Annotated in this window: 19 protein-coding genes; 15 read left to right on the forward strand and 4 right to left on the reverse strand. The window is 53.7% G+C overall.

The genetic code is table 11. The features are described from left to right. Positions 1-60 precede the first annotated feature (60 nt). Complete coding sequence (locus tag NDQ72_18300) at positions 61-1,056, reverse strand: hypothetical protein (GenBank protein ID WKD27964.1); 996 nt, start codon at positions 1,054-1,056, stop codon at positions 61-63. Between the two features lie 194 nt (positions 1,057-1,250). On the opposite strand from NDQ72_18300, the gene NDQ72_18305 reads away from it, so the two are divergent. From NDQ72_18305 to NDQ72_18315, 3 genes are read left to right on the forward strand one after another with little or no spacing between them, the layout of a single operon-like run. Then, a complete protein-coding gene (locus NDQ72_18305) occupies positions 1,251-1,784 on the forward strand; it encodes a molybdopterin-dependent oxidoreductase (GenBank protein ID WKD27965.1) in 534 nt (177 codons plus the stop codon). After that, positions 1,781-3,577, forward strand: a complete 1,797-nt coding sequence (locus tag NDQ72_18310; protein ID WKD27966.1) for an ATP-binding protein — start codon at positions 1,781-1,783, stop codon at positions 3,575-3,577. Before NDQ72_18305 ends, NDQ72_18310 begins: the two co-directional genes overlap by 4 nt. Then, a complete protein-coding gene (locus NDQ72_18315; GenBank protein WKD27967.1) occupies positions 3,574-4,635 on the forward strand; it encodes a response regulator in 1,062 nt (353 codons plus the stop codon). Before NDQ72_18310 ends, NDQ72_18315 begins: the two co-directional genes overlap by 4 nt. A gap of 69 nt (positions 4,636-4,704) precedes the next feature. Here NDQ72_18315 and NDQ72_18320 read toward each other — a convergent pair whose 3' ends face one another. Then, positions 4,705-5,979: an aminotransferase class I/II-fold pyridoxal phosphate-dependent enzyme gene (locus NDQ72_18320; GenBank protein WKD27968.1), complete on the reverse strand. Its 1,275-nt coding sequence runs from the start codon at positions 5,977-5,979 to the stop codon at positions 4,705-4,707. A gap of 246 nt (positions 5,980-6,225) precedes the next feature. Here NDQ72_18320 and NDQ72_18325 point away from each other — a divergent pair, with 246 nt between their 5' ends. From NDQ72_18325 to NDQ72_18335, 3 genes are all read left to right on the forward strand, one after another. Further along, complete coding sequence (locus NDQ72_18325) at positions 6,226-6,987, forward strand: M48 family metalloprotease (GenBank protein WKD27969.1); 762 nt, start codon at positions 6,226-6,228, stop codon at positions 6,985-6,987. 379 nt (positions 6,988-7,366) lie between these two features. After that, complete coding sequence (locus tag NDQ72_18330; GenBank protein ID WKD27970.1) at positions 7,367-7,543, forward strand: hypothetical protein; 177 nt, start codon at positions 7,367-7,369, stop codon at positions 7,541-7,543. A gap of 270 nt (positions 7,544-7,813) precedes the next feature. Then, on the forward strand, positions 7,814-8,608 hold the full coding sequence (locus tag NDQ72_18335; GenBank protein ID WKD27971.1) for a helix-turn-helix domain-containing protein: 795 nt from the start codon (positions 7,814-7,816) through the stop codon (positions 8,606-8,608). Between the two features lie 113 nt (positions 8,609-8,721). On the opposite strand, the gene ccoG is transcribed toward NDQ72_18335, so the two are convergent. Then, the gene (gene ccoG / locus NDQ72_18340) at positions 8,722-10,182 is read right to left on the reverse strand and encodes a cytochrome c oxidase accessory protein CcoG (protein ID WKD27972.1); all 1,461 of its coding nucleotides are present in this window, start codon (positions 10,180-10,182) and stop codon (positions 8,722-8,724) included. 309 nt (positions 10,183-10,491) lie between these two features. Here ccoG and mapR point away from each other — a divergent pair, with 309 nt between their 5' ends. From mapR to gltS, 7 genes are all read left to right on the forward strand, one after another. Continuing rightward, positions 10,492-11,901: a GntR family transcriptional regulator MpaR gene (gene mapR / locus NDQ72_18345; GenBank protein WKD30442.1), complete on the forward strand. Its 1,410-nt coding sequence runs from the start codon at positions 10,492-10,494 to the stop codon at positions 11,899-11,901. Positions 11,902-12,194: 293 nt separating this feature from the next. Beyond that, the gene (locus NDQ72_18350; GenBank protein ID WKD27973.1) at positions 12,195-13,604 is read left to right on the forward strand and encodes a cytochrome ubiquinol oxidase subunit I; all 1,410 of its coding nucleotides are present in this window, start codon (positions 12,195-12,197) and stop codon (positions 13,602-13,604) included. A gap of 17 nt (positions 13,605-13,621) precedes the next feature. Then, positions 13,622-14,629 (forward strand): cytochrome d ubiquinol oxidase subunit II, encoded by a 1,008-nt coding sequence (gene cydB / locus NDQ72_18355; protein WKD27974.1) that lies wholly within the window; start codon positions 13,622-13,624, stop codon positions 14,627-14,629. 54 nt (positions 14,630-14,683) lie between these two features. Beyond that, complete coding sequence (locus NDQ72_18360) at positions 14,684-14,806, forward strand: DUF2474 family protein (protein WKD27975.1); 123 nt, start codon at positions 14,684-14,686, stop codon at positions 14,804-14,806. Between the two features lie 282 nt (positions 14,807-15,088). Continuing rightward, positions 15,089-15,799, forward strand: a complete 711-nt coding sequence (locus NDQ72_18365; protein ID WKD27976.1) for an IclR family transcriptional regulator — start codon at positions 15,089-15,091, stop codon at positions 15,797-15,799. Continuing rightward, on the forward strand, positions 15,796-16,746 hold the full coding sequence (hutG, locus tag NDQ72_18370) for a formimidoylglutamase (GenBank protein ID WKD27977.1): 951 nt from the start codon (positions 15,796-15,798) through the stop codon (positions 16,744-16,746). The genes NDQ72_18365 and hutG overlap by 4 nt, the downstream gene beginning before the upstream one ends. A 78-nt stretch (positions 16,747-16,824) precedes the next feature. Then, positions 16,825-18,030, forward strand: a complete 1,206-nt coding sequence (gltS, locus tag NDQ72_18375; protein ID WKD27978.1) for a sodium/glutamate symporter — start codon at positions 16,825-16,827, stop codon at positions 18,028-18,030. Between the two features lie 176 nt (positions 18,031-18,206). Here gltS and NDQ72_18380 read toward each other — a convergent pair whose 3' ends face one another. Further along, positions 18,207-19,523 carry an MFS transporter gene (locus NDQ72_18380; GenBank protein WKD27979.1) on the reverse strand — a complete coding sequence of 439 codons (1,317 nt, stop codon included), beginning with the start codon at positions 19,521-19,523 and terminating at the stop codon, positions 18,207-18,209. Positions 19,524-19,887: 364 nt separating this feature from the next. On the opposite strand from NDQ72_18380, the gene NDQ72_18385 reads away from it, so the two are divergent. Together NDQ72_18385 and NDQ72_18390 are read left to right on the forward strand one after the other, a co-directional pair. Continuing rightward, positions 19,888-21,042: an amidohydrolase gene (locus NDQ72_18385; GenBank protein ID WKD27980.1), complete on the forward strand. Its 1,155-nt coding sequence runs from the start codon at positions 19,888-19,890 to the stop codon at positions 21,040-21,042. A gap of 60 nt (positions 21,043-21,102) precedes the next feature. Further along, on the forward strand, positions 21,103-22,608 hold the full coding sequence (locus NDQ72_18390; GenBank protein ID WKD27981.1) for an AbgT family transporter: 1,506 nt from the start codon (positions 21,103-21,105) through the stop codon (positions 22,606-22,608). The last annotated feature ends 7 nt before the right edge of the window (positions 22,609-22,615 follow it).

Below are 22,615 nucleotides of genomic sequence, written 5' to 3' on the forward strand. Positions count from 1 at the left end.
TCTTAGTAGATATTGTTGGTTATTTCGAAGCGGTTTTACGATTTATCTGATGCTACTTTCTTATGCCTGCCCCCTATCGAATGCGCTCGCTTCATTTGTTTGTGTTATTTGCTCAGAGGCCACTTTCTGTTTTAACTCACGGAATTTTTTTGACATGCCATCCAGTTTAGCTTCCCATTCAGGGTCTGGGGTTTGGCCTTCGATGACGTTGAAGTAGACCTGCGTCATGCAGGTGACGGCCAGCGGCTCGAATACCGCCGCTTTAACGCTCCAGGCAAACAACAGAGCAATCAATAGGCCCGTCGCTGACCAGCCTCCAGGAATCAGATACGCTACCAGCGCAGCCGGTGCCAGCATTACCAGAAAGACCAAGAACGACAGCAGATAGATGATTAATGTTAGCCAGGCAGCATTCTTCATCATTGGCTTTAGGTTCTGCCCATAAAGTACTAACGCATCTCGCGAGCTTGCCCATGTATTGGTTGACCGCGTCCGAATGCAATACGCCAGAATCACTTCATCGATAAAGCCTATGGCAACACGTAAAAAGGCCTGCACAATGCGTAAAAACTGCTGCGCCCCTGGAATCGGCAGAATCCGAAACACTGTCCTGACGATGCCAACCAGTGACCTGAGTACTCCCTTAATCAATTGATCCACCACAAACAGGGCACTAGCCTGGCCGAACCGCTGCTTAACCACCTGGCTGGCATGCTGAATTTGTCCACGTCCTTCGGGTAGCGACTGCCCCGCCAGCAACTCGACCAATACCGCAATATGCCCTGCTTTAACGACATACAAGAGGTACTCACGCAGCACATACATCACCGCACCAACAATCCCAAAACCAATGGCACCACCCCAAAAAGTTGAAGCCGCGCGAAAGCCTTCGTCACCAAAGCCGCCAACGCCCCAGCCGACACCAGCGCCAATGCCCGTCATCAGTACATAGGCCAGCGCAACGCCAAAATAGACCACTAAGCGAAAGATAATAAAAGGCAATGTTCTGAGCATCAGGCCAATGGCCTGACCAAGCCGAAAATCCCACATAAGCATGTATCTCTATTAGTGAAGACGTTAAATAACGTGTCGTCATCAATAACGTTAAAACATGCACAGCAGTGGCGCCCCCTTCGTTTGAAGAGGGTTAACGTGTTGACGACATGTTATTGCGTCAACACTTTGCTAAGGTGAATGAATAAAGCAGCTCTCTAATAAGAAACATTAACCAAGCGATGGCGAATGCTCCCATGCCCCTACTCTATTTTTTATCAAGTTTGCTGGCTGCCATACTCGCTCCTTCAATGCTGTACGCCGATAGCCATCATTCAGTAGCGATAGAACGCCTGCTGCCTCCCCCCTCTGGGCCGGTGCTGCTGACCATTGACGGAGCAATCAGCCACACCAATATCGACAATAGCGCCCAGTTCGACGCATTAATGCTTAGCTCGCTAAATTCCTATACGCTCGCCACAGAGACGTCGGTCTCCGACGGCGTTAGCTACTTTGAAGGCTTTCTATTGCGCGACCTGCTGAAATGGGTGGGCGCCGACGGTGAACAGGTCATTGCTACCGCGCTGAATGACTATATTGTTGAAATTCCACTAAACGACTTCTATCAATATGATGTGCTGGCTGCCACCCATATGAATGGCGAAGCACTAACCCCCCGCGATAAGGGACCGCTATGGATTGTCTATCCGCGCAACGATCATCCAGAGCTGCAAGATATCCGCTACGACTACCGCTGGGTGTGGCAACTTAACGGGCTGACCGTGGAATGATCCGTTTTCCGGCTCGTGCACGTATTTACTGGTTGCCGCTAGTAGCCATTGGCCTGTTTATTATTCTTTTATTTTTCTCTCTGCTACGCCTTTCTGGGGTCGAGAAAGATATGCGCAGCAACGTTGATGAGAACATGCTGTGGGTTATCACTCAGTCCCAGTTAGCAAGCCATCGCCTGCAGGAAGCGGTACATCGCCATGCCATGGGGCATACTGATGCTCAGCCAGAACAACGCCTAGATGTGCTCTACAGCCGCCTAATCCTTATGGGTCAAGGCCCACAGCGTCGTTATATTCAAGCCTTAGGCTTTGAACCGCTACTGGATGACACCCTTGAGCAGTTAGCGCACATTGACAGCCTGCTACCGCTGTTCTTGCTGGACGAGATACCCTCGGACGACATGTACCGCAATATTCAGCCACTGCTTACCACATTAAACCGCATGGCTAATGCGGTCATGATGGAAGAGTGGGAAGCTACCGGTGAGCGGCTGGACGACTATCGCGATAGCCTAATGCAGGTGATTTACTCGGCCGTGGGCATACTGGTCACTGGCCTACTGTTAGCCCTGTTATTGCTATGGGCGCTTAGCAAACGCCGGCAGGCACAAGAAGCGCTTACCCAGCACCTTGATCACTTGGAAGACGTCGTCAGCGCTCGCACTCAGGATCTGGAAGATCAGCGTCGCAGGCTGGCAGATTCAATAAACACAGCGCCTGATGGCTTTGCGGCCTTTGATGCCACCGGGCGGTTACAGTTAATCAACGCACGTTTAGCGCAGTTACTCCCTAAGACAGAATGCATCTTCTCTCCTGGCACTCCCTTGCATGATGTTGTGACGAAACTCTGCCAAACCTGCGTTAGCACGTCGGCAGTACTGCCTCTTCACCAAGCCAGCGCACAATGCGATATCGAACTTGCTGGCGGCGAGTGGCGACAGTTGACGTTGCGCAGAACGCCATCCGGTGGACACGTCATGCGCCTTGCTGACATTACCTCTTATAAAACAACGGCGATTGCCTTGGAAAACGCCCTGGAGCGTGAACGAGGCATAAGTGATTTCTACCGTAGCTTCGCCGCCATGGTGTCCCATCAGTTCCGCACCTCACTGGCGGTGATTGATTCAGGCCTGCAGCGCTTGATGCGCCGCCACTCGGGCTACTCGGCAGAAGCGCGGGCTGCCCGCTATCAGCGCCTGCGCGATACCGTCGCCCATATGACTGAATTGGTTGATGCCTCGCTGCTGACTGCACAGCTAGACGCCGGGCAGGTAAGTAGCCATCAGCAACCCCACGACCTGATTAAGTTGATTAGAAAGGCATGCCACTTACATCAGGAAGCGCTCGGCACTACTCGACTACTCATTAACGTGGAGATTCCGTCAGGATTAAAAACGTTGCAGGTAAGCTGTGACAAAGCGCTAACCGAACACATTATTGATAACTTGCTGACCAACGCCTGCAAATATTCACGCCAGGGAAGCCCCATCAATGTCGAACTATCACGTGATGCATACGGAGCTTACTGTCGTGTCAGTAATCAGGGAGATGCCATTCCTGATGTCGAGCAGTCGCATATCTTTGAACGTTTCTATCGTGGTGCCAATAGCACCGGCCAGCAAGGACTTGGGCTAGGACTCAACATTGCCCGCACACTGGCACATATTCAACAGGGCGAGCTGACATTGCTCCGTTCAACATCTGAGACGACTACCTTCCAACTCACCCTGCCCCAAGTACAGACACAGGCAGATCAATGCGGTACTCAAGGTGGTAAGGAGTTAGCACGATGAATGAACGTGCGCCGTTGGTGCTGTGTGCTGAAGATCACGAAGAGCTACGTCGCGATTTGTGCGACGAGCTGCGTGAGGCGGGCTACCGCGTGGTGGAAGCTAGCGACGGAGAGGAAGCGCTGGCACATTTGAAGGCGATGCCCGATGTAATTCTGTGCGATATCACCATGCCGCGCCTGAACGGCTATAACCTGCTAAAGCAGGTGCGAAATGAATTCCCAGAACTTGCGGATACACCGTTTATCTTTTTGACCGCGCTTTCAGACCGCTTTGACATTATCGAAGGCAAACGCCTGGGTGCCGACGATTATCTGGTTAAACCGATTGACTACGATCTGCTGCTAGCCACGCTAGAAGCGCGACTGCGACAGGTAAGCCGTATGCGCGCCAAAAGCACGCGAGAGCTCAACCATTTGCGCCAAGGTATCCACCATTTACGTAGTGAAATCAGTGAACACGCCTTTGCTGCAGCCAAGAGCGCACTCGACCTGATGGCCGCCGGTGTGGTGCTGTTGGATAACCGCGGCCAGCCACTTTTGACCAACCGAGCGGCCTTAAGGCTAAACCTCGACAAGCCGCCATTAAGCGGCATTCCTAGCCTGGAAGGCATTAGCGACACGTCCAGCCAACAACTACATCAAGCCGTACGCAGAAGCCTAGTAGCCAATCGGCTTAGTGCTGAAAACACTGATTGCCTACGCCTTTCCCGCTTGGGAGCGCGCAGTGACCTGATGTTGTTTATCTGCTCACTCGCCAACGGTGCGCCCAACGCCGATAGCCCCGCCGTGGCCGTGATGCTGATCGACCCGAATCAGCGCGTCCAACTACCGGAGCCACTGCTTGCCGAGCTATTCGGATTCACCCCCACCGAAGCAACGATTGCCACACACTTGGCCGAGGGACAACGCAAGGAAGATATTGCCGAGCTGTTGGGCGTTTCTGCAACAACGGTGGCCTTTCACTTACGCAACCTGTTCCAAAAAACCGACACTCGGCGGCAGGCGGAATTGATCGCGGTGATTCTAGCCGGCTCAATGAGTTTATCTATTCAGAGCTAATGCCAACGTAATAACGCCAGGAACTTAAGAACTTAAGCACCTAGCGTTAAAGACAGAATCAGAGGTACTTTACCCCTGAGAAGCCGCTAGCGCTTGATCAATATCTGCTAGCAGGTCGTCGATATGCTCAATGCCAATCGACAAACGCACCATATCCGGCGTTACGCCTGCGGCCTTTAACTCCTGCTCATTTAACTGACGGTGTGTGGTGGAGGCAGGAATGGAAGAGCAGCTTTTAGCATCGCCGATATTAACCAAACGCAGAATCAGTGCCAGGGCATCGTAGAAACGCTCACCGGCAGCCTGCCCCCCCTCAATACCAAAGCTAAGAATTCCCGAGGCATGGCCGTTCATATAATGCTTGGCCAGCGCATGGTCAGGGTGGTTTTCCAAGCCCGCGTAGTGCACCCACTTCACCAGCGGATGGTTTTCCAAATGCTTGGCAACGGCTAACGCATTGGCACAAATGCGCTCAATACGCAGTGATAGCGTTTCCAGCCCCTGAAGCAGGTTCCAGGCCGCTTGGGCAGAAAGCGCCGCACCCATGTTGCGCAGCGGCACCACACGGGCACGGGCAATAAAGGCGGCGTCACCCACATCGCGGGTATAGCTAACGCCGTGATAGGAGATGTCTGGCTCGTTAAGGAGCGGGAAACGGCTGGCATTTTCCGCCCAGGGGAATGTGCCTGAATCGACAATCACACCGCCCACCGTGGTGCCGTGGCCACCGATATATTTCGTGGCCGAGTGAACGACAATATCCGCTCCGTGCTCGATGGGACGACATAAAAACGGCGTGGCGGTGGTGTTATCAACAATCACCGGCACCCCATGGCGATGAGCCGCATCAGCTAGCTTTTGTAAGTCCACCACGCCACCGGATGGGTTACCGATACTCTCGCAAAAAACTGCTTTAGTACGCTCATCAATCAACGCTTCAAGGCCATCGATATCATCTTTATCGGCAAACCGTACTTGGATGCCTTGGCGTGGCAAGGTGTGGGCAAACAAGTTGTAAGTGCCGCCATACAGCTCACTAATCGAGACGATATTATCGCCTGCTTCAGCGATGGTTTGGATCGCATAGGTAATCGCCGCCATGCCAGACGCCACTGCCAACCCTGCAATGCCACCTTCTAGCGCGGCCACCCGTTGCTCCAGCACCGCACAGGTTGGGTTCATAATGCGCGAGTAAATATTCCCTTCCACTTTCAGATCAAACAGATCCGCCGCGTGCTGGGCGCTATCAAATGAAAACGACGTGGTCTGGTGGATCGGCACGGCAACTGCGTTTTGTGAATCAGGCGCATAGCCATGGTGGAGGGCAATAGTTTCAGGTTTCATAAGAACAGCTCGCTGATTAATGAAGGATCACTCTTGATCCTAAACAAGCGCCACTCTGAAGGCCAACGTCGTTTAGTCGAGGTAATCAGCCTGATATGTCAGATATTGCACTTATCTATCCCCATACGTTGCTAGGAGTATAGAGTCACCCATCGACATACAGTATAATTAGCCTGTTAAAATAAGCGTCATGTTAGACTCTCGACTTCCATCATTTATTCACACCTATCGACAAAGGAACTGGCGATGCAAACAACGCCCCTAGTACGTAAAACATCCTACACCTTAGGTTTAGCTGCCGTACTCACCCTCAGCGGCTGTCAATCAGGCGCGGATATAGGCGGCATGATCTCTGCTGGCACCGGCTTAGCAGGCGCTGCCACGATGAGCGACGAACAGATGCAACAACTAGGCGACCAGACAATTGCCCAGCTTGATGCCGAAAACCAGCTTGTCGCCAGCAACAGTCAATATGCCGAGCGGCTGGCAAGCCTGACCCAGGGTTGGGAAAACATCGACGGAAACGACCTTGAGTACAATGTCTATCAGTTGGATGACATCAACGCTTTTGCGGTACCCAACGGCTCTATCCGGCTGCATACCGGCCTAATGGACGCAATGACAGACGACGAAGTGCGTTACGTTATCGCTCATGAGATTGGCCACGTGGCGCTAGGACACTCCAAACGTGCTTTCCAAGTTGCTTACGCAGCATCGGCTGCGCGTGAAGCCGCCGCCGCCAGCGGAAGTGCTACTGCAGCGGCACTGTCAAGTTCTCAACTTGGTGAGCTGGGCGAAAAACTGGTGAATGCCCAGTTCTCCCAACGTCAGGAAAATGAAGCTGATGACTACGCTGTTGAGCTGATGCAGCAGTACAACTTGAATACAGAAGCCTCTTTGACTGCGCTACGCAAATTGGAAGCTGCATACGGCAACAATAGCAGCTTTTTCTCCAGCCACCCCGCCCCGGGTGAACGAGCCGAGCGCCTTGAAGCTACGCTAAACTAAGCGCAGCGTACTGCTTCACCACGTATTACTTCACCGTTCACTACTTCATTGCCTTGCCAAGTAAGCGCCTCTCGGCCTTGCTTGGCAAACGCATTGCCCTGTTCGCGACCATTTTCCCCCTACCACCCGCTACCTAACACAAAGCAGTCGTTTGACCTCACGGGAACCACGTGACGTTTCGCCCGTCGCACCTCGTTTTTTGCGTGAGTGACCAATCCTAGCCCCTCAAAAAAAACATTCTAAATAATAGAATGGTTCGAGTATTTTTAATCAATTTTATAATTATGTTAGCCTGCTTACAATATCTCTCGTCGTCCACATAGCGATGAACAGTTATCGCAAATGTAGAGACGTTTTATTTAACGTGAGGTTAAAAGTTATGAAGTTAATCAATACAGTAGCAGCCGCCGCTCTTATTTTATTCTCTGGTGCAGCACTTGCCGAGCGCGGCTCTGGTGAAGCCAATAAGATCGCCTACCCAGATTCATCAGCGCAACACCAAACCGACGCGAGCACGTTCAGTGCTTCTGAGTTACCGATTAGAAATTCGAAGTAATCAGCAACCTTCCTAAATCAGGAATTTGCTAATGGGTGGGCCTTTTGGCCCACCCTTTTTCATAGATGGAAAGAGCGGTATATGAGCGCTGATGCCCCCTCCATAGACGAAAGCACTCGCTAGCGATCTCTTGAGACTCGCTTCTAGCCCTTTATGAAGCCCCCACAAGTCAACTCCGATTTACCACTGAGCAACGTCTCTTGTTGTTCGCCATTCGAACAAAATGTTATTTTCTCGCCTCGTACCCACATCGACGCAGCCGAGACACTCATGAGTAATGCCCTACCAGAAGATGCTTTAAAACCGACGGATCGTGATTTTGTTGCCGCGCTGGCCAGCGGACTAGAAGTCGTGATGGCGTTTGATGAGACGCACACGCGGATGACACTCAGCGAAGTCGCCGAGCGCACAGGCATGAATCGCGCGAAAGCACGGCGATTTTTACTGACGCTCCACGCCCTTGGCTATGTCCGCAAACAGCAACGCTACTTCGAGCTAACCCCCAAAGTACTGCAGCTCGGCTACTCCTATTTAGCGTCTAATAATTACCGAGGCGTCATTCAGCAGTATCTGGAGGAGATTACCCGCCAGTGTGGTGAGTCTTCATCGCTTGGAGTGCTCGATGGTGACGATGTTATCTATCTGGCCCGCTCAGCTGCCCCGCACCGCTTGATGGCAATCACGCTTTCCGTCGGCACCCGCCTACCAGCGGCATACACATCCATGGGTCGAGTGCTACTTGCCCAGTTGCCGGATAGCGAGCTGGATAACTACCTGAGCCAGCTCACCTTGACGCGCTATACCGACAAAACCATTACCGATAGCGCATCACTAAAAGCGGCGATTCAGCAAGCGCGGGAACAGGGTTATGCGATTACCGATCAAGAGTTGGATTCTGGCCTGCGCTCGATTGCTGTCCCCGTGTTTGATACCCATGAAAAACTGATCGGCGCGATGAATATCAGTACCAATGCCGCCCGCGTGGATATGCCTACGTTGCTAGAAACTTACCGGCCGTTATTGATGGAAAAAGCACAGCTCATTCGCCAAACGGTGAGTGTGTAACCAAGATGAATGCTTAAGATGGTTCAGGCTATGGTCAAACGGCAAGTCCTCGCCTCTGGATGTCTGGGAGGGCTTGCCGACTGCTGACTAGCGTGTGGCTACGAGAAAGGCGACTAACTCGATGGCCCCAAGAAACGCGTTTCACTAACACGCGTTACCGAGGGTTCTTCCAGCGATGTAAAGCGCAACTCAATGGGGTGGCTGGGGTGAGTCAAAACACCCTCATCGGCGCTGAGAGCAACCCGTAAGTGACGGGTCTCGTTAGCCTCTACGTCTATGGTTTCCATGCCTTGTAAGCGCAGCCCTGGCAAGCCGGATGCCGTTAATACATAGCGGTGAGGATCGGTATCTTGATTGCGCAGCGTTACGTTGTAGTAGTTGACGATGCGTCCACTTTCGGTGCCTTCAAACAACGCTTGGCGATCTCGCGCAATATCAACATCAATGGGCACCCGGGTATTCAAGAAGCCAACGAGTAGCGCCACCATAGAAAGCAACGCCACAGCATAGGCGATCAGTTGAGGGCGCCAGAAACGGGTGCCTTTTCCCTCCAGCGCGCGCTCCGTGGTATAGCGTACGAGGCCAAGCGGTTTATTAAGCCGGGCCATGACGCTGTCACAAGCATCAATACACGCGGCACAGCCAATGCATTCGTACTGCAGTCCATCACGAATATCGATTCCTGTTGGGCATACTTGAACACACAGCTCACAATCGATGCAGTCACCAACACTGGATGCCTTAGCAGCTTTTTGATGATGGTTACGGCGAGGCTCACCACGCGCAGCATCATAAGAAACAATCAGTGTATTAGCATCGAACATTGCCGACTGAAAACGCGCGTAAGGACACATATGGAGGCAGACTTGGTGGCGTAGCCAACCCGCATTCAGGTACGTAAAAACCGTGAAGAAGCTGATCCAAAATAGCGCCCAGGGGTGCGCACTCAAGCTGACAAAATCCACCACCAACGCCCTAATCGGCGTGAAGTAACCGACAAAGGCGATCCCCGTTGCCAGCGCGATTAGCAACCAAGCCGTATGTTTAGCGGTTTTGCGCCACAGCGTGTCAAAAGTGCGTGATGCGTTATCACGACGTATACGACGGTGCCGAGGCCCTTCCAAGCGATGCTCAAACCAGATAAACAGCAAAGTCCAAACGCTTTGCGGGCAGCTATAGCCACACCACACGCGCCCCGCCGCCACCGTAATTAAAAACAGCCCAAAGGCGCACAGCACCAAGATCCAGGTGAGCAAGATAAAGTCTTGTGGATAAAACGTCGCCGCAAAAATATGAAACTCTTGGGCAGCAAGATCAAACCATACCAGCGGCCGGTCCCCCCAATTAACCCATGGCAAGCCAAAATACAGCGCCATTAACAACCAGTTTGAGTAACGCCGGATGCGTTGAAAGAAACCGCCAATTTCTCGCACATAAATATGCCCAAGCTTGGATGGCTTACTATTAGGTGGCTTGTTACTAGCAGGCTGGTGACGGGAATCATTAGCAGAAGGCGAGTGGTATTCAACCGCTGCCTCAGTGGTTAAATTTTGCAGTGGAATGCGTTGCGTCATACCGATATCCAGAATAGAGGGAGTGGAGGCCATACGGTCGAGGGGCGTCGCCGATTATTAACCACCACTATCCCCACTACGCTGACTAACAAACAGGCGCAGTTTTAGAGAAATATTGCATATCAGTTGCGTCGAAACAGTTTATTAATTCACCTTCTGATATGCTTTTTATTAATCGATTTGATCCTGTTTTAAATTTCCCACATCCATCACAGTGGCATTTCCCTCTAGCAGAGAGTTTCACTTGTGCCACTTAAAACTGTGATGGAGTATCCTGGGGCTATCCTCAACGCACCGACGGTTTATCCCATGAAACGTTACGAACAATTTGCCGATGAGATCGCCACGTTGATTCGTCAGGGCGTGCTGGGTCCTGGGGAGCGAATTCCGTCGGTTCGCCAGGCCAGTCGCCACCATGGGATCAGCCCATCCACAGTGTTTCAGGCGTACTACCTACTCGAAAACCGCGGTCTCATCACCGCACGAGCACGTTCAGGCTATTTTGTGCGTGAACATGCTCGGCGCTTGCTGGGTGAGCCACGTGTGACGCTGCAGCCCACCGACCCCGCGGAAGTAGAAGTCAGTGAGCTAGTGTTCTCGGTGCTCGATTCACTACAAGATGATCGAACGGTGCCTTTTGGGTCGGCCTTCCCAAGCCCTGAGCTTTTCCCACTTTCGCGGCTGAGCACCAGCATGACACGTGGTCTGCGCGAGCTTTCTCCTCAGCAGGTAGTGGCCGACATGACCACCGGGCATGTCGACCTGTGCCGACAAATCGCCCTGCGCTACATGCTGGGGGGAATTCAGCTTCCAATGGAAGAGCTGGTGATTACCAATGGTGCGATGGAAGCGCTCAACTTAGCCCTGCAGTGCGTGACCCAACCTGGCGATTTGGTGGCCGTTGAGTCCCCAGCGTTTTATGCCAGCTTGCAAGTATTGGAGCGGCTAAAACTGCGTGCAGTAGAGATTCCAGTGCATCCGCGCGAGGGTATCGACCTTGATGTGTTAGCGGAGCGGCTAGCATCACTACCTATCAAAGCCTGCTGGTTTATGAGTCATCTGCAAAACCCGCTCGGCGCCAGCCTAAGCAATGAGCGCAAGCAGACCCTTTACCAACTATTAAAGCAGCACCAAGTCCCTATGCTAGAGGATGATGTGTATGCCGAGCTGTACTTTGGCAGCACGCCGCCTACCCCAGTGAAAGCGTTTGATGATGAGGGGTTAGTCATTCACTGCAGCTCTTTCTCGAAATGTTTGGCACCTGGCTATCGCGTTGGCTGGGTAGCCGGGGGACGCTACGCCGAAGCTATTTCACGGCTGAAATTAATGACGACTATTTCGCCTTCCATTCCCGCACAGGCAGCCATTGCCGACTATTTACAGCACGGCGGCTATGACCGTCACTTACGTAAGCTACGCCACGCTCTAGAAGCCCAACAAGGTAGTATGCTGGCGTCTGCAGACCGCTACTTTCCCACCCAAACGCGTATTACCCGCCCTGATGGCGGCTACTTTTTGTGGGTAGAGTTTCCTGAAAAAGTTGACTCACTGCGCTTATTTAACATGGCGCTCGACCATGGTGTTAGCTTAGCGCCAGGCCCCATTTTTTCCGCAACTCAGCAGTTCCGACACTGCATACGCTTAAGCTATGGCCATCCGTGGACAGCACGCAGCGAGCGGGGCATGGAAACCCTGGGGCAGCTATTAACTCTGTTTTAATACCCTCTGTTTTAATAGCCCTTTTTTAATAGCCCTGTTTTAATAACTATTTTTTAATAACTCTTCTTTAATAACTATGTCTTAACAGTTTGGTTCTAGTAGACCGGCCATAACTCATTGCTGTTATGTTGCTTGCCTCGTGACACCTCCCAACCAACTGATATGGTTTTTTAATAAAAAACTGAGTCTGTTATGAAATACAGCAGGCAATAGACTATTCCGATGAAGCCACACAGCGGCTATACCGGCCCACTATTGAGTTAAAGAGGGTGGCTGTCACCGGAGGAAGCACCATGCTCGGAATTGAGGCCATTGACCTGGCCAGAATTCAGTTTGCCTTTACGATCTCCTTTCATATTATCTTTCCCGCCATCACCATCGGGCTAGCCAGCTACTTAGCGGTATTAGAGGGTCTCTGGCTTAAAACCCAACGGGATACCTATCGCCTTCTTTACCATTTCTGGTCAAAAATATTCGCCGTTAATTTTGCGATGGGTGTGGTATCCGGCATTGTGATGGCGTACCAGTTTGGGACCCACTGGAGCGGCTTTTCCGCCTTTGCAGGCAGCATCACAGGGCCCTTGCTCACCTATGAAGTGCTTACCGCCTTCTTCCTTGAAGCCGGGTTTTTAGGCGTAATGCTATTTGGCTGGGAACGTGTCGGCCGAGGCTTACACTTTTTCGCTACCTGTATGGTTGCACTCGGCACCATCGTATCGATGTTTTGGATTCTCTCTTCCAATAGTTGGATGCAGACACCTCAAGGGCACGAAATTGTTAATGGCGCGGTGATTCCAGTTGACTGGATGAAGATTGTCTTTAACCCCTCGTTCCCCTACCGACTTGCCCATATGGCGCTAGCCGCCTTTTTGAGTACAGCCTTATTCGTCGCCGCCTCTGGCGCTTGGCTGCTGCTACGGGGTAAGCAGTCTGCCGAGGTACGGACGATGCTTTCCATGGCACTCATTATGCTGGCGATCACCGCTCCGCTTCAGGCTGTGGTGGGTGACTTTCATGGCCTCAATACGCTTAAGCATCAGCCTGCCAAAATCGCCGCCATCGAAGGACATTGGGATAACAACAGCGGCGAGCCCACCCCACTCATTCTATTCGGCTGGCCCGATATGGCGCGCGAAGAAACCCGCTTCAAGCTGGAGATCCCCGTGCTGGGAAGCCTGCTGTTACAACATAGTTTGACCGAGCAGGTGCCCGCCCTTAAAGAGTTCGCCCCACAAGACAGACCCAATTCGACCATCGTATTTTGGAGCTTTCGCTTGATGGTGGGGTTGGGGGTGTTAATGATTTTGCTTGCCATCGTCGGCAACATCCTGCGCGCCAAAGGCCGACTTTATAGGTCCCGTAAATTTCTTATCTGCACCCTATGCATGGGGCCAGCAGGTCTGGTGGCACTGCTAGCGGGCTGGTTTACCACAGAAGTAGGCCGACAACCCTGGGTAGTTTACGGATTATTAAGAACCACCGATGCAGCGTCAGCGCACAGTGCTGTTCACCTCAGCATTAGCTTAACTATTTTTGTGGTGGTGTATCTGGCGGTTTTTGGCACCGGCGTTGTGTACATGATGCACCTAGTAAACAAAGGTCCAAGCGAGCCCTCCACACCTGCACTAGGCGGCCCGGGCCATCATCGCACGCCTGCTCGCCCTCTCTCGGCGGCCAATGAAACGCTGAGCTCGACTCACTAATTAGAACGGGGTGCACTATGGGAATTGATCTATCACTCGCCTGGGCCATTATCATTCTGTTTGGGTTGATGATGTATGTGGTCATGGATGGATTTGACTTGGGCATTGGCTTGCTCTTTCTGCATGTTCATAACGAGCAAGACCGAGACATTATGATGAACACCGTTGCGCCGGTGTGGGATGGTAACGAAACGTGGTTGGTACTAGGCGGAGCAGGGTTGTTTGCTGCATTTCCCCTCGCCTATGCAGTCGTGTTGGAAGCGCTCGCTATTCCGCTGATCGTGATGCTGCTAGGGCTGATTTTTCGCGGCGTCGCCTTTGAGTTTCGCTTCAAGGCCTCCCCCGAGCGACGGCATGTATGGGATAAAGCTTTTATTGGCGGCTCGCTGCTGGCAACGGCGGCCCAGGGCATTGCATTAGGTGCTTATATTCAAGGTATCGCTTTCGATGGCGTTCACTACAGCGGAGGTGCGCTAGATTGGCTAACGCCATTCTCGCTGTTTTGCGGTATCGGCTTGCTGTTTGCTTATGCACTGCTTGGCAGCACCTGGCTGATTATGAAAACTGAAGGCCCCTTGCAACAACGGATGTACCAGATCACCAAACCGTTAATCATCGGGCTACTCATAATGATCGCCCTGACAAGTGCCTGGACGCCGCTGGCCTATCCAAACATTGCGTCACGCTGGTTTTCGTTACCCAACCTACTGTGGTTCTTACCGGTGCCGCTATTAGTGGCAATCACCGGCTGGTGGCTGTGGCGTGCCATTACTAATCAACACAACGCGCTTCCGTTTGTTCTGGTACTGGGGCTGGTTTTTCTGGGCTATAGCGGTTTGGGAATTAGCTTGTGGCCAACCATTATTCCGCCAAATGCGTCTATCTGGCAGGTTGCCGCTCCGCCCCAAAGCCAAGGCTTTGCCCTAGTGGGAACACTGTTTATTTTACCAATTATTTTGATGTACACCGCATGGAGCTACTACGTCTTCCGCGGCAAAGTGAAGCCAGGTGATGCCTACCATTGAGCAAGCTGACGTTGATCAACGTACTGGCACTAAGGAACGTACAGGAGCAATGCAATGAAATCACTCGCTAAGCGTTTAGGCTGGTTAATGACCCTTTGGTTGTCGAGTGTTGGTGTTCTGTTACTGCTCTCACTGGGAATTAAGCTCATGATGGGGCTAGTGGGCTTAACCAGCTAAACGACTGACTTTGTCTGGTCAACGTATTAGGCATGGGGCCATAGATTATGAATGCTCTATGGCAACGTGCCTGCCACTGAACAATGTTCACCGCTCTACAAAACCCGACGTTGCTGATGCCGCCAAAAAATCACACAGCTCCCTTACTATTTCACGCCTACAACTCCCCATCTGCCTACACCAAGACCAAAGTATAAGAATTATAATTATCAAAAATTGATAACTTTTTTTCCTTTTATCTATTTTGCTGCGTATCGTTTATCAAAATTTGAGGTAATTGCGATGGGGCCATCCGACCGCATGCTAGCGCTACTGTGCTGCATAGCCAATCAAGGGGAAGCAATGACGGTGAAGTCGCTGGCCGAGCTGACCGCTCAGCCAGTCTCGACCGCATACCGCCACCTGCGCCAACTTTTGGCCTGGGGCCTAGTCAGCGAGCGCGAGGGCGGTACCTATGCGCCGGGCCCTCAGGCGGTGCGTCTGCACCAGGGCTTCGAACACCACAACGAACTGCTTCGCTGGGCTCGCCCAGTGTTGACCGAGTTGACCGAGACCACTCAGGAGAGCTCGGCGCTGCTGGTGGCAGCGCGTGACCACGCCCTCTGCGTAGAGATGATCGATAGTCCACAGCCGCTGCGCTGCTGCTACCACCGGGGCCAAGTGCAACCGTTACTCAAGGGTGCCAGCGCTCGGGCGCTGCTGGCCTGGATGAGCGAAGAAGAGCGCCAGATGGCACTGATGCTTCGCTCGGAGGCGGAGCGGGACGATGCCCTGATTGGCCTTGAAGCTATTCGCCATCAGGGCGTAGCGGTCAGTCTGGGCGAAATCGATCAAGGGGTGTGGGGCGCCAGCGCGCCAGTGTTCAACGGCCGCGGTCGTCTCAAGGCGGTGATCAGTGTGATGGCCCCCAGCGCTCGGGCTCAAGACCGAGCCGAGACTCTTAGCGAAGCCACGCGCCTCAGTGCACAACGATTAGGAGAACTCCTGCAGTGACACAAGCAGATAATGAGGCGGCGCTGATGGCGCCCTGGCAAGGCCGGGTCGATAACATGGAGACAGGTGACGCACGGCGCTGGCATCAGGTGATGCGTCCGGCCTTTCGGGCCGAGGCGCCGGGGCGCGCTTTATTAGGGTTTTGCTCTGATGCCGGCGTCGCCCGCAACCAAGGACGGACGGGGGCCAATGAAGGCCCCCTGGCGCTGCGTCGCCAGCTAGCTAACCAGGCGTATCACCTGACGGCACCGCTGTATGATGCCGGCGATGTGGTCTGCCAAGGCGACAACCTAGAGAGTGCCCAGCAAGCCTTCGCCGGGCAGGTGTCCGAACTGCTCGAACAGGGGCATCGGGTTATCGGCTTAGGCGGCGGCCACGAAATCGCCTTCGCTAGCTTTTCGGGGCTGCTGGCTCACGCCCAGCGCCAGAAGACGATGCCGCGCTTAGGCATTCTCAACCTGGATGCCCATCTTGACCTACGCCAAGCCGAGCGTGCCAGCTCCGGCACGCCCTTTCGGCAGTGCGCCGAGCTGTGCCAAGAGGCAGGCATCGACTTCCACTACACCTGCCTTGGCGTGAGTCGTGGCGGCAATACACCAGCGCTTTTCGCCCGCGCCGAGTCGCTGGGAGTGGAGTGGGTGCTCGACGAGCAGTGTCGCTCGCTGGATAGCCCCGCGCTAAAAGCGGCTCTGGAGCGGCTGCTGGCACGGGTTGACTGGCTCTACCTCACTATCTGCTTAGACGCCCTACCCGCCTGGATTGCCCCGGGCGTCAGCGCGCCTTCCGCCCGGGGCATCGAGTTGTCCCTGGTTGAGGATGTCATTGATCACTTAGCCGCACGCGTTGCGCTGCCAGTAGTGGACGTAGCCGAGTTCAATCCAAGCCTGGATATAGACGCGCGAACGGCCCGTGTGGCGGCCCGTCTGGTCGAGCGACTGGCGCGCTAACCAACGATTAACCGGTCGTCAACGGCCACCCCTACCCGACCGCCCTGAGCGGCGCATAACAACTCATGGAGCATCAACATGCACTTTACTCTGGATGCCGTGTCCACCACGGCACTGGCGCTGATATTGCTTGCATTTGGCGCCGGGCTTAAGCGCCGGCTCAACTGGCTGGAACACTTCTGCGTCCCCACCCCAGTGATCGGCGGTTTCGGCTTCGCTCTGCTGGCCTGGCTGCTGCGCGATCTTGGCTTGGTTACCTTCGAGCTTGACACGGCGATGCAGAGTCCGCTGATGATCGCCTTCTTCACCACCGTGGGCCTGGGCGGAAGCCTGGCGCTGCTCAAAAAAGGCGGCAAGGCGCTGGGTATCTATCTAGTGGCCTGCTGGCTGTTGGCGCTGATGCAGAACGGCGTGGGCATTGGCATGGCCAGCCTGCTAGGCCTCGACCCGCTGATCGGCCTGATGGCCGGAGCCACCTCCTTAGAGGGCGGCTTCGGCGCAGCAGCGGCCTTTGGCCCCGAGGCGGAAGCCCTAGGCGCCCAGGGTGCCACTACTGCCGCCATTGCCTCTGCCACCTTCGGCATGATTGTCGGCGGTGTGATCGGTGCGCCTATCGCCCGCTGGATCATCGACCGTCAGCAGATTCCGGTTGTCGCCGAAGACGTACATGATCTGGAGAAGCTGCAAGCCGAGGAGCGCCCCACTCAAGCGCCCATCGACAGCCGCACCCTGCTGCGCGTGCTGGCCGTCATAGTACCGATCATGGTGCTGGGCGTGTGGTTCAAAGGGGCTCTGTCGACCCACCTGGGGATCATCCTACCGAGCTATGTGGGCGCCATGTTTGTCGCCATCCTGCTACGCAATCTTAATGATCGCTTCCACTGGGTCAGCATGCCGGACAACGCCCTCGCCACCCTGGGCGACGTGGCCTTGGGTGTGTTCCTGACCATGGCAATGATGAATCTCAAGATCTGGCAGCTCCAGGAGATGGGCGGCTCACTGCTGTTGATCCTGCTGGTGCAAACCCTGGCCATCGTCTTCCTGGCCGTGGTGGTGATGTTCCGTCTGCTAGGCCGCAACTACGACGCCGCAGTGCTTACCGCGGGCTTTATTGGCCACGGTCTAGGCGCGACTCCCAATGCGGTGGCAAATATGAGTGCGGTGTGCGAGCACTATCGTGTGGTGTCGCACAAGGCCTTCATCATCGTCCCGCTGTGCGGCGCCGTGCTGATCGATATTGTCGCCATCCCCGCCATTACTTGGTGCCTGAACGCCTTCGCCTGATCGCTGTTCGTCCGACAACGCCAGCCTCTGGATTCAGCTGGCGTTGTCGTTTTTGTCGCCGATGCCGCTAGGTATCCGTTGCCTCTAGCCGCCCCTCTGCTACCAGTGATGGCAAACCCCCAGGCATCTCCAACTCCTCCATGGCTTTCGACCGTATAACGCCAATCAGAAACACATTAGGCTACGTTATCTTCTTTCGTAACGGGCTCTTCGATGGGTTCGCCATTCTCATCCAACAGTTGGTGGTCATAGGCTGCTTGAAGACCCGTTTCTTCAGCAGCAGGCTGTTCCTCTTGCGGTGGTTCTTCTTCCGCGGATTCTTCCACCAAGTCTGCCCAGTAATCAATGTGGCCGGGATAAGCTGGCGATATAATCGCCACCACAATGCCGACAACCGAAAATAGCGAAAATGCATAGGCATACCCAAAACCGTCCACCAGCATACCAACAACCGGCGACCCTACTGCCTGCCCAAGCGCACAGGCCATGAAAGGCAAGACTGGCCCCATGGAAAGCCGCCCCGGCAATAGCCGAATGCCCGTCATCAGATACAGTCCCGTTAAGCTCATGTAAGCAAGTCCAAATACCATGGCGGAAAATATCGCCAATGCTAACTGGCTGGGACTGGCAGCAAGCAACGCCAAGCTTGAAGACAGCATCATTAGCATTAATGCCTGCGTAATAGGAGGGTTATTACGGTCAGCCAAATCACTCACTACGGCGCCTCCAAGCCCAGCAATTCCTACGGCAAACCAAAGCCAACCGACTTGATGAGCAGGCAATCCGCCAAGGGTAACGGCCAAATCAGGCGCAAAAAGCCAGAACGGCGAAGACACAAACCCCATCGCGAAAGCAAAGAGCGATAGCCGGGTAAGGCGCGACCACTGTAGCCGCGTGATTGGCGGTGGCGGTGCCGCATTCGCTGGCACAACCCGAGAGACCGAAGGAATAAAGTACCAGGCAGCAATCACCCCTAAACCCGCCAAAACAGCAAAGCTAGTGTAAGTAAAGCGCCACGCATCGGCCAAGAACACGACCGTCGGCACTGCTACGATAATGCCAATACTGGTGCCAGCATTCATGATAGAGCTAACGCGGCCATGCATTGTTCGGCTCACCAACGCCTGCATAGCAGCCGTCAGAGCGGGCATCATCAAGCCAGTACAAATGCCGCAGACAAACACACCTGCACCGAGCGATAAGGCACCAGACGACTGGCTGATAAAGACAAGGCCGGCCACACCGAACCCACCCGACAATACCGCCAAATTACGCGCACCGAGCCGATCGGCTGCAAGCGGTGCAAACAACGTAGCCAAGACAAAACTAATAAACGGCAGTGCCCCGATAATGCCAATCAAGTACGCAGTCAGTTCTAGCTCGGCGCTAATGGAAGGCACAAACAAACCAAATGCAAAGCGCGCAAGTCCATAACTAATCGCTACCAGCGCTGCACCAAATAGGGCAAACCCCATGTTCGACAAGGTCTTCATACCGAGCACTCCACGGCCGTTTGTGTCTTGTGCATCAAGCTGATCTATCAACTGCGCCACCAATAGCCTACTTCGCTGGGTGATTGCAATCTCCTGCTGTGCGGCTGCCGCAAAGAGGTATGATCTAGTCGATATACAGAATGCTTAAGTTAAAAATAAGCATTGAAGAAGGCGACACTGACAATCTCACCGCTCGCTGCCAAGGGCGTTGATAACATCGCTAAGAAGCAACTTCGGTTGTATCACCCCACTATCGTTGCTTTGAAAGCAACAAATTCGCCATTAAAACGACTCCTTTCTACCCGCCAAGTCGCTTAGCTTACAAAAAGCCGAATAAAGGCACCGACAACAGTAGGGATAGGAAATGTTTTCAGATAAACAAGTTGGTGAAGCCACCGCTTTGCGGCATCGGTTGCACCAACAGCCTGAGCTTAAATTCCAGGAAAATAACACCGCCGCGCTGGTCGCGGAGCGGCTAAGAGCGCTTGGCTATCGCGTTACCGAAGGCATTGCCACTACAGGCGTTATGGCTGAGCTAGCGACCGGTCGCGAAGGCCCAGTGATTGCCTTTCGCGCCGACATGGATGCGTTACCCATCGAGGAAGCCAACACGTTTGAGCACCGCTCCCAACGGCAAGGTTTGATGCATGCCTGTGGTCACGATGGACATACCGCCACGCTGTTATTGGCTGCCGAGGCCATCATGGCCCTGCGTGACGAGCTATGTGGACACATTAAGCTGCTATTTCAGCCTGGCGAGGAAGGTGGCAATGGCGCCGACATCATGGTCAAGGCAGGGGTATTGGAAAACCCCAAGGTGGACGCAATATTTGGCTACCACAACCGCCCTGGTTTCCCAGCTGGCCAACTGTTTGTTAAACCCGGGCCGGCCATGGGCGGTAACGACACTTATAAAATCACTATCGAAGGTATTTCCGGCCATGCCGCCATGCCGCACTTAGCGGTCGATCCTATTTATGTCGGGGCGTCACTGATACAGCAGTTGCAAGGGTTAGTGGGCCGCCACAAATCACCGCTGGAAGCAGGCGTCATCACTGTAGCCGCTTTTCATGCGGGCGACGCCGCCAATGTGATTCCTGGCCAAGCCGAACTGCTAGTGAATATCCGCAGCGACCGCCCCTCTTCACGCGAAGCACTCGCAGGCAAGCTTGAGCAGGTAACCGCTGGTGTATGCGCAGCCCACAGTGCGCAGTTTCATCTGGAACACCTACACCAAGTGCCCCCCCTGGTTAACGACCCTAAGTGGTCAGAACGCGTGCTAACGATTGCCAACAGACACGCAGTAAGTCACGACATTCAGCAGCTGGACTATATGCCCACCATGGGTGCGGAAGATTTCGCGTTCTACCTGCAAGAGGTACCGGGGTGTTTCTTTTTTGTCGGTAATGGCGATAGCGCCTATCTGCACAACGAGCACTACGACTTTAACGATGCTGTTCTGCCGGTCGCAGGCGGGATGTTTGTGGCGTTAGCAAAAGAGTTGCTATCACGCACTTAATTCTCTGCAAGCCTCTCATTACGATTAAAAAAATAACGTTAAGAAAAAAGGATTAATACGATGCAAGGTGTTCTTTCATCTATTGAGCGTGTGGGTAATAAGCTCCCACACCCGTTTATTCTATTTGTCATTTTGGCTGGCGTAGTTGTGGTCGTCTCAGCCCTGCTTTCTTCACTCGGCGTTTCAGCGGTTAACCCGCAAACCGATGCCGTTGTGCAGGTACGCAGTCTACTCTCAGCTGATGGCATTGAGTTTATGCTGACCAGCGTGGTCAGTAACTTCGTTAATTTCCCGCCCCTCGGCCTTATTTTGGTGGTGATGTTTGGCATTGGTTTGGCCGACAAGGTGGGCTTGATGTCGACGTTGATGCAGGTGAGCGTGGCAAAAGCGCCACCCGCGCTGCTCACTTTCTGCGTTTTTATGGCGGGTATTTGCGGCAGTATTGCCTCCGATGCCAACTACCTGATCCTGATCCCGCTAGCCGCCATGGTGTACTACTCGGTGGGCCGCCACCCAATCGCCGGTGCAGCCGCCGCCTACGCAGCAGCAGGCGCCGGGTTTGATGCCAGCCTGTTCATTACCGTCGGGGATGCGTTGTTTGCTGGCATAACCACGGAGGCCGCACGCTTGGTAGACCCAGACGCCTACGTTTCACCTGTGGATAACTACTACTTTGTGGCCTGCTCAGTGTTTGTGCTGGCAATTATTGGCACGTTAGTCATCGATAAGATCGTAGAGCCGAGGCTGCAACGCACCCTACCGATGAGCAAAGACTTTAAAACTGACATCATAAAACCGGCATTAACCGACGCAGAAAAGCGCGGCCTAAAGCGGGTAGGCGTTGCCACATTGGTTTACCTAGCGCTGATCTTAATTGCCGTGGTGCCCGAGACATCACCACTGCGCAATGAAGAGGGCGGCTTGATCCCCTCGCCCTTTTTGCGCTCGCTCGTGCCACTGATGTTTGGCTACTTTGTCACTATTGGCTTGGTCTATGGCATCACCACCGGCAAGATCACCAGCAGCCGCGATGTACCACAACGCATGGCGGAGTCTGCCAGTGACTTAGCACCTACCCTAGTACTGTTCTTTGCCATTTCGCAGTTTATTGCTTATTTCCGCTGGTCAGAACTGGGGCAATTTATTGCTATTGAAGGCTCCAACATTCTACAAAGCACCGGGTTTACCGGGCTGCCGCTGGTAGGCGCGTTTATTGCGATGAGCGCAGTACTGAATGTCTTTATGACCAGTGGCTCCGCTCAGTGGGCATTAATGGCTCCGGTATTCGTACCGATGCTGATGATGATCGACTTCGACCCAGCCTTTGTGTTGGCAATGTTCCGCATAGGCGATTCCAGCACGAACATTATCTCCCCCATGAGCCCGTATTTTTCGGTAGCACTGGTGTATATGCAGCGTTATAAGCCAGATATGGGACTAGGCACGTTGATAGCCACCATGCTGCCGTTAGCCATAGGCTTTTTGCTCGCCTGGTCAGCGTTTTTGATGTTCTGGCTGGCCATGGGCTGGCCAATTGGCCCAGGCGTGTACATGATGGCTAACTGATACATCA

It is taken from the genome of Halomonas sp. KG2, from assembly GCA_030440445.1.
GTDB lineage: Bacteria > Pseudomonadota > Gammaproteobacteria > Pseudomonadales > Halomonadaceae > Vreelandella.